Source organism: Brevundimonas sp. UBA5936 (assembly GCA_002430835.1).
Classification (GTDB): domain Bacteria; phylum Pseudomonadota; class Alphaproteobacteria; order Caulobacterales; family Caulobacteraceae; genus Brevundimonas.
Genome location: DJDA01000121.1, coordinates 1 through 6,599 on the forward strand (window position 1 = coordinate 1; position 6,599 = coordinate 6,599).

Here is a 6,599-nt window from a genome sequence, read left to right on the forward strand (position 1 = left end):
GCGATGTACCACCAGCATGTACAGTCGTTCGCTACACGTGGGTCTGCCGATCTAGTGACTGGATCAGGCCGACTTCCTCATGCGAGGCTACGGCTTCAAGGCCGGGGAGCTGCTCAGCGGGCCAGGCAACCTCGCGCTGGATATCGATCCCAAGCTGGCCTGGGCGCTGGCGCACCGCGACCAGTTTCCGGTGGACCTCAACCGCGCCGAACCGACGATGATCGCCCGCATTCCCGGAATCGGCATGCTCAGCGCGAAACGCCTGGTGGATCTGCGCCGGCAGAAGCGCATCCGCTTCGAGGATCTGACCCGTCTGCGCTGCTCGCTCGAGAAAGCCAAACCCTTCGTCATCACTCAGGATTACCGGCCAAGCCTGGCAGGGCAGGAGTCGGCCATGCTGCGCCAGCATCTGCGCGACACGCCCGCACAACTGGCGCTCTGGTAATGGTCACGGTGCGTTTCGATGGAAGCTTCCAGGAGTGGCGAGTTCGGGCTCGCGCGCTGCTGCAGAGCCGCGTCGCGCCACATGAGCTGAACTGGGCCAGCGACGATGAATCGACAGGGCTATTCGACGATCCCTCGCCGGCACCTTCAACGGAAGGCGGACCGCGCATTCGCGTCCCCCGACAACTGCTGGACGAACTCGAAATGGCCGCGCGCTATCGCACCGAGCAGCGCTGGAGCCTGCTGTATCGCGTGCTCTGGCGGGTCACCCAGGGTGATTCGAGTGCGCGAATGGTCGGCGACATTGATGGCAGCGAACTGCATGGTCGAATCAAGGCAGTCCGACGTGAGGCCCACGATCTGCATGCCTTTCTTCGCTTCAGCCCACTGCAGACCAGTGATGGACCACAGCACGTCGCCTGGTTCGAACCTGCGCACGACGTACTGCCCTGGGCGGCGGGACACTTCGCCGAACGGATGGGCGGCAACAGCTGGCTGATCGCGACGCCGGAAGAAGGGGTTTGCTGGGATGGCCAAGACATGTCCTACATCCGCCCCTGCCCGCCACAGTGGCGGCAGCTGGCGCAGAACGCAGCGGACCCCGGCGGCGAGCTATGGAAGGCGTATTACGAAAGCACGTTCAACCCGGCCCGGCTGAACCGCGGCGTACTGGAAAGCAACCTGCCTGTGCGCTTCTGGAAGAATCTGCCCGAAGGCATGTTGATCCCGCAGTTGATGAGCCGCGCGCGCGCCGGTGCGCAGCGTGACGGCCAAGCCGAGCGCGTCGCCGCGAGAAGCGGAAAGCGCATCGGCCGGGATGCAAAACAGGCCGACTAGCGGAAGCTGCGGCCTGGATCGTCGTCACTGACCTCAAGGCTCAGGCCCTGGGACACGCTGGTCAGATGCTCACCATCGGTTTCCGATCCCAGCTTGATCAGCAGACGCAAATCGTTGGCCGAATCGGCGTGCAGCAACGCATCTTCGTAGGTAATTTCACCCTGCACATAGAGGTTGTACAGCGCCTGGTCGAAGGTCTGCATGCCCAGCTCGGTGGAGCGCTTCATCAGCGACTTGAGCTCATGCACCTCGCCCTTGCGGATCAGGTCGGCCGCCAGCGGCGTATTGATCAGCACCTCGATCACCGCACGACGCCCCTTGCCGTCAGGCGTCGGCACCAGCTGCTGGGCGACGATGGCCTTGAGGTTGAGCGACAGATCCATCCACACCTGGTTGTGTCGGTCGGGCGGGAAGAAGTTGATGATGCGATCCAGCGCCTGGTTGGCGTTGTTGGCGTGCAGGGTCGCCAGGCACAGGTGACCGGTTTCGGCGAAGGCCACGGCGTAGTCCATGGTTTCACGGGTACGGATCTCGCCGATGAGGATTACGTCCGGCGCCTGGCGCAAGGTGTTCTTCAGCGCCACTTCGAACGAGCTGGTGTCGATACCGACCTCGCGCTGGGTAACGATGCAGTTCTGATGCTGGTGGATGAATTCGATCGGGTCTTCGATGGAGATGATGTGCCCGCTGGAATTCTTGTTGCGGTAGCCGATCATCGAAGCCAATGAGGTCGACTTGCCGGTACCGGTGGCCCCGACGAACAGCACCAGCCCGCGCTTGGTCATCGACAGCTTCTTGAGGACGTCCGGCAGCTTGAGTTCTTCGATGGTCGGAATGTTGGTTTCGATACGCCGCAGCACCATGCCGGCGAGATTGCGCTGGTAGAACGCACTGACCCGGAAACGGCCGATACCGCGGGCGCTGATGGCGAAGTTGCACTCATGGTTCTCGGTGAACTCGCGGCGCTGCTGCTCGTTCATAACGCCGTGCACGGTCTCGCGGGTCATTTCCGGCGACATCGCCGTCTTGCTGACCGGCATGATCTTGCCGTTGACCTTCATCGAAGGCGGCACGCCTGCGGTGATGAACAGATCGGAGCCGCCCTTTTCCACCATCAGGCGCAGAAGTTTCTCGAATTCCATCGTCGTACTCGCAATCGTGGCAAGCGCCGCATCGGACGGCGCCCGGTAGTTGTCAGGCGTTTAGAAGTTCTCTGGCTGCTTGGCCTTTTCCTTGGCGCTGTCTCGCGAGATCAGCCCTTTGGCGAGCAGTCCCTTGAGGCACGAGTCGAGGGTCTGCATGCCCAGCGAGCCGCCGGTCTGGATCGAGGAATACATCTGCGCCACCTTGTCCTCGCGAATCAGGTTACGGATCGCCGGCGTGCCGATCATGATCTCGTGGGCCGCCACACGGCCACCCCCGACCTTCTTCAGCAGGGTCTGCGAGATCACCGCCTGCAGCGATTCGGAGAGCATCGAGCGGACCATGGACTTTTCTTCGGCCGGGAACACGTCGACCACGCGGTCGATGGTCTTGGCGGCGGAGGTGGTGTGTAGGGTGCCGAACACCAGGTGACCGGTTTCCGCAGCGGTCAGCGCCAGGCGGATGGTTTCCAGGTCGCGCATTTCGCCGACGAGAATGATGTCCGGGTCTTCACGCAGGGCCGAACGCAACGCCTCGGAGAAGCCCAGAGTGTCACGATGGACCTCGCGCTGGTTGACCAGGCACTTCTTCGATTCGTGAACGAATTCGATGGGGTCTTCGATGGTGAGGATGTGGTGGTACTTGGTGTTGTTCAGGTAATCGAGCATCGCCGCCAGGGTGGTCGACTTGCCCGAGCCGGTCGGCCCGGTGACGAGGATGATGCCGTTCGGCTCGGCCAGCGCATGGCGGAAGGCCTCCAGCGCCGCCGGGTCCATGCCCAGCCGGTCCAGCGTCAGCCCGACCTGATCCTTGTCCAGGATCCGCAGCACCACCCGCTCGCCCGCCCGCGACGGCAGGGTCGAGACACGCACGTCCAGCGACTTGCCGCCCAGCGTCAGGGGGATGCGTCCGTCCTGCGGCTTGCGCTTCTCGGCGATGTCCAGCCGCGCCATGACCTTGATGCGCGACACCAGCAGCGGCGCCACGCGCGGGTTCAGGCTCAGCGCCTCGCGCAGCACCCCGTCCACCCGCATCCGCACCAGCAGGCGCGTCTCATAGCTTTCCAGATGGACGTCCGAGGCGCCGATGCGCGCCGCCTCGGCGATGACGCCGTTGATCAGGCGGATGACCGGCGCGTCGTCCGTCGCGTCCAGCAGGTCCGCCGCCGGAATGTCGTCCACCAGACTGTCGAGGCCCACCGGCAGGGACAGGTCGTCGCCGTCAGCCGCCGTCAGTTGCTCGCCCGCATAGACTTCCGACAGTTTGCGGTCGAAGGCGGCGGCGCTCAGCGGCGTCGCCTCCAGCGGACGGCCCAGCGCGCGGCGCGCCTCGACCAAGGCCAGAGGGTCCGCCCCTTCACGCACCCCCACCGCCATCACCTCCCCCGCCGCCAGCAGCAGGACGCCGTGGGTCTTGGCGAAGCCATAGGGCAGGCGCGGATCGACGACGGTGATCACCGGACGCCTCCCGACACGGGCGGCAACGGCCGGGCCGCGACCGGCGCCACGGGTGCGATGACCAACGGCTCGCCCGCTGCCGGAGCCGCAGGCGGCTGGGCCTGCATATAGTCGCGCAGCAGGGCGTCCAGGCTGGGCTCGCGATCGGGGTGAACGCGCTGCTGCTCGCCGCGCATATAGCCCCAGCGATCCGCCGCCAGCCCCTGCGCATCCGCCGTGGTGCGCAATATGGTCGGGCGCAGGAAGACCATCAGATTGGTCCGTCCCCGCTCGCGGCTGGTCGAGCGGAACAGGACGCCGACGCCCGGAATGTCGCCCAGCCCCGGCACCTTGCTGGTCTCCAGCCGGTCGTTCTGATCCAGCAGGCCGCCCGCCACGGCGATGTCGCCGTCATCGACGACCAGCGTCGTCTCCAGCTCGCGCTTGTCCAGGATCAGGTCGTTGGCGCCGCTGGTCAGCAGGCCGTTGATGCTCGACACCTCCTGCCGCAAGGTCAGGGTGATGGAGCCGCCCGCATTGATCTGGGGCCGCACCGTCAAGCGCACCCCGATGTCCTTGCGCTCGGTCGTGGTGAAGGGGTTGGAGTTGCCGTCCAAGATGGTCTGGCCGGTGGTGATCGGCACCTCCTGCCCGACCAGGAAGGTGGCCTCTTCATTGTCCAGCGTCATGATCGACGGGGTCTGCAGCAGGTTGGAGCCCGCGTCCGTCTTGGCCGCATTGATGATGAAGCCGAACAGGCCGTCGCCCCATTTGCCGCCCGCCCCGCCGACAAAGCCGTTGGCGCCCAGCAGGCTGTTTAGCGCCAGGTTCTGCAGCCGCTCGCGCAAGGGGTCGTCCTTGTCGAGCTGACCCGCCGCCGCCCCGCCCGCGATGGGCACCAGCGGCGCCGCGCGGTCGGAATAGTTGGTCAGGCCGACGCCCTGCTCGCCCGCCATCAGCCACTGAACGCCCAGGTCGCGCACGGCCTTGTCGCTCAGCTCGACGACGATGGCCTCGATCAGCACCTGCTGACGGCGCACGTCCAGTTGGCGGATCACCTCGGTCAGGGTGCGTTGCAGGTCCGCCGGACCGGAGATGACCAGGGCGTTGGCGCCGGGGAAGCGGGCGATCGTCGCGCGCTGGCCGGTGGCGGTCACGGTGGTCGAGCCGATCGGCCCGCTGTCGGCCTCGCCCGTCGTGGTCAGGCCGCCCTGCCCCATGCCGCTGGTCGTATTGGTCGCCCCGGCGCGGGCGGTGCGCAGGCGTGGGGACGAGGTCGCCGCAGCATCCGCAGGCTGGCCGACGATCTGTTGCAGGACCGGCAGCAACTGCTCGGCGTCGGCATGTTCAAGGAAGACGACGTTGACGTCCTGGCTGGCCCGCGCCCGGCCGTCCAGATCGGCGATCAGGCCGCGCACCCGCGCCAGCGCCTGGGCGTCCCCGCGCAGCACCAGCGCGTTGGAGCTTTCGACCGGGGTGATCGTCACCAGGCCGGGACCGCCGGGACCGCCCGTCACCTGTTGCAGCACGCCCGCGATCTCGCGCGCCGAGGCGTTCTCCAGCGCCACCACCTCATAGGCGGAACGATCCACGTCGATGCGGCCAACCAGCGCCCGGATGCGCGACAGGTTGTCGGCGAAGTCGGCCACCACCACGCTGTTGGCGCCGGGGTTGGCCAGCACCTGCCCCTGTGCCCCGACCAGCGGCCGGATCGTCTCGGCGGCCGAGGTCGCGTCGATGTGGCGAAGGGTGAAGACCTCGGTCGAGAACCGCTCGGCGCCGACCGTGGCCGGACCCTGCGCCGCGCCCTGCGCCGGACTGATGCGATAGGCGCCCGAAGACGTCGGCGTCACCACCAGACCATTGGCTCGCAGCGTCGACAGGAAGACCTCGAACAGCTGGGCGCGGGTCAGGGGACGCGGGCTGGACACCGTCACCGTGCCCGTCACCGCCGGATCGACGATGAAGGTGCGCCCGGTCGTGCGCGCCACATCCTGCACGAAGGCGCGGATGTCGGCGTTCTGGACGTTCAGCGTCTGGCGCGATTCCTGCGCCATCACCGGCGCGGCGGCCAGCGGCTGGACCGCCAGAACAGCGGCCAGAACGCCGGTCAACAGAGAGCGGCTTCCAGAGCGTTGACTGGGGGCCTTCATGGGCTCGTCCTTACGGTGGTGGAGCGGACCTGACCGTCACGCTCGAACTGGATCTGGGCCGAGGGAGCGTCGGCCAACTCGCCGCGCAGGGCGGCGAGCGCCTGCGGGCTGTTCAGGGCCGTGCCGTTGACTGACAGGATGACGTCGCCTGAGCGCAAGCCTGCGTTGCGCAGCTCGCCCCCGTCGCCTGAGGCGGACACGGTCAGGCCCTTGATCCCCAGGCCCTGAATGCGCGGCCGCAGCCCCGCCTGGGCGATCAGACGTTGAGGATCGACCACTGCGCCCTCTGCCGAGGCCGGTTCAGGCGTCGACGCGGCCGGAGGCGCCGCCGTCGCGGGCGCAACAGAGGCTGCGCCGGACGTCATATCGGGGAAGTCGAGACGGAAGGCCGCGCCGCCGCGCGACAGCATGACGTGGTCGGGGGCGACGGCGCTCAGGGTCAGCCCCGGCTCCACCTCCTCGCCCGCACCGACCGAAACCTGGCGTCCGTCAGCCAGGCCGATGATGGCCGAGCCGCCGCCCGCGCCGTCCGCGCGCACGCCGAACAGGCTCAGGCCGCCGCCGTCCGACGGCGTCGCCTCGGCCC

Annotated in this window: 6 protein-coding genes and 1 pseudogene; 2 read left to right on the forward strand and 5 right to left on the reverse strand. The window is 67.2% G+C overall.

Going from position 1 to position 6,599, the window contains the following annotated elements:
- Nucleotides 1–79 precede the first annotated feature (79 nt).
- Complete coding sequence (locus B2Y21_RS12710) at nt 80–445, forward strand: hypothetical protein (protein WP_292060232.1); 366 nt, start codon at nt 80–82, stop codon at nt 443–445.
- A complete protein-coding gene (locus B2Y21_RS12715; protein WP_292060233.1) occupies nt 445–1,281 on the forward strand; it encodes a TIGR03915 family putative DNA repair protein in 837 nt (278 codons plus the stop codon). The genes B2Y21_RS12710 and B2Y21_RS12715 overlap by 1 nt, the downstream gene beginning before the upstream one ends.
- On the opposite strand, the gene B2Y21_RS12720 is transcribed toward B2Y21_RS12715, so the two are convergent.
- The 5 genes and pseudogenes from B2Y21_RS12720 to B2Y21_RS12735 form a co-directional block, all read right to left on the reverse strand.
- Entirely contained in the window at nt 1,278–2,423 is a 1,146-nt protein-coding gene (locus tag B2Y21_RS12720; RefSeq protein ID WP_014818747.1) for a PilT/PilU family type 4a pilus ATPase, read from the reverse strand. The two genes, B2Y21_RS12715 and B2Y21_RS12720, sit on opposite strands and share 4 nt — an antisense overlap.
- A 60-nt stretch (nt 2,424–2,483) precedes the next feature.
- A complete protein-coding gene (locus B2Y21_RS12725; RefSeq protein ID WP_414632856.1) occupies nt 2,484–3,623 on the reverse strand; it encodes a type IV pilus twitching motility protein PilT in 1,140 nt (379 codons plus the stop codon).
- Between the two features lie 108 nt (nt 3,624–3,731).
- Nucleotides 3,732–3,800 (reverse strand): annotated as a pseudogene (locus B2Y21_RS15950) (hypothetical protein); the annotation flags it as partial.
- Between the two features lie 77 nt (nt 3,801–3,877).
- Entirely contained in the window at nt 3,878–6,013 is a 2,136-nt protein-coding gene (gene gspD / locus B2Y21_RS12730) for a type II secretion system secretin GspD (protein WP_292060235.1), read from the reverse strand.
- Nucleotides 6,010–6,599, reverse strand: a 590-nt coding sequence (locus B2Y21_RS12735) for a type II secretion system protein N (RefSeq protein ID WP_292060236.1), incomplete at its 5' end; no start/stop codon positions are given. The genes gspD and B2Y21_RS12735, both read right to left, overlap by 4 nt.

What these genes read in the sequence shown, in the direction of transcription:
- B2Y21_RS12710 (WP_292060232.1), top strand. Translation starts at nt 80, where the DNA reads ATGCGAGGCTACGGCTTCAAGGCCGGGGAGCTGCTCAGCGGGCCAGGC.
- B2Y21_RS12715 (WP_292060233.1), top strand. Translation starts at nt 445, where the DNA reads ATGGTCACGGTGCGTTTCGATGGAAGCTTCCAGGAGTGGCGAGTTCGG.
- B2Y21_RS12720 (WP_014818747.1), bottom strand. Translation starts at nt 2,423, where the DNA reads ATGGAATTCGAGAAACTTCTGCGCCTGATGGTGGAAAAGGGCGGCTCC.
- gspD (WP_292060235.1), bottom strand. Translation starts at nt 6,013, where the DNA reads ATGAAGGCCCCCAGTCAACGCTCTGGAAGCCGCTCTCTGTTGACCGGC.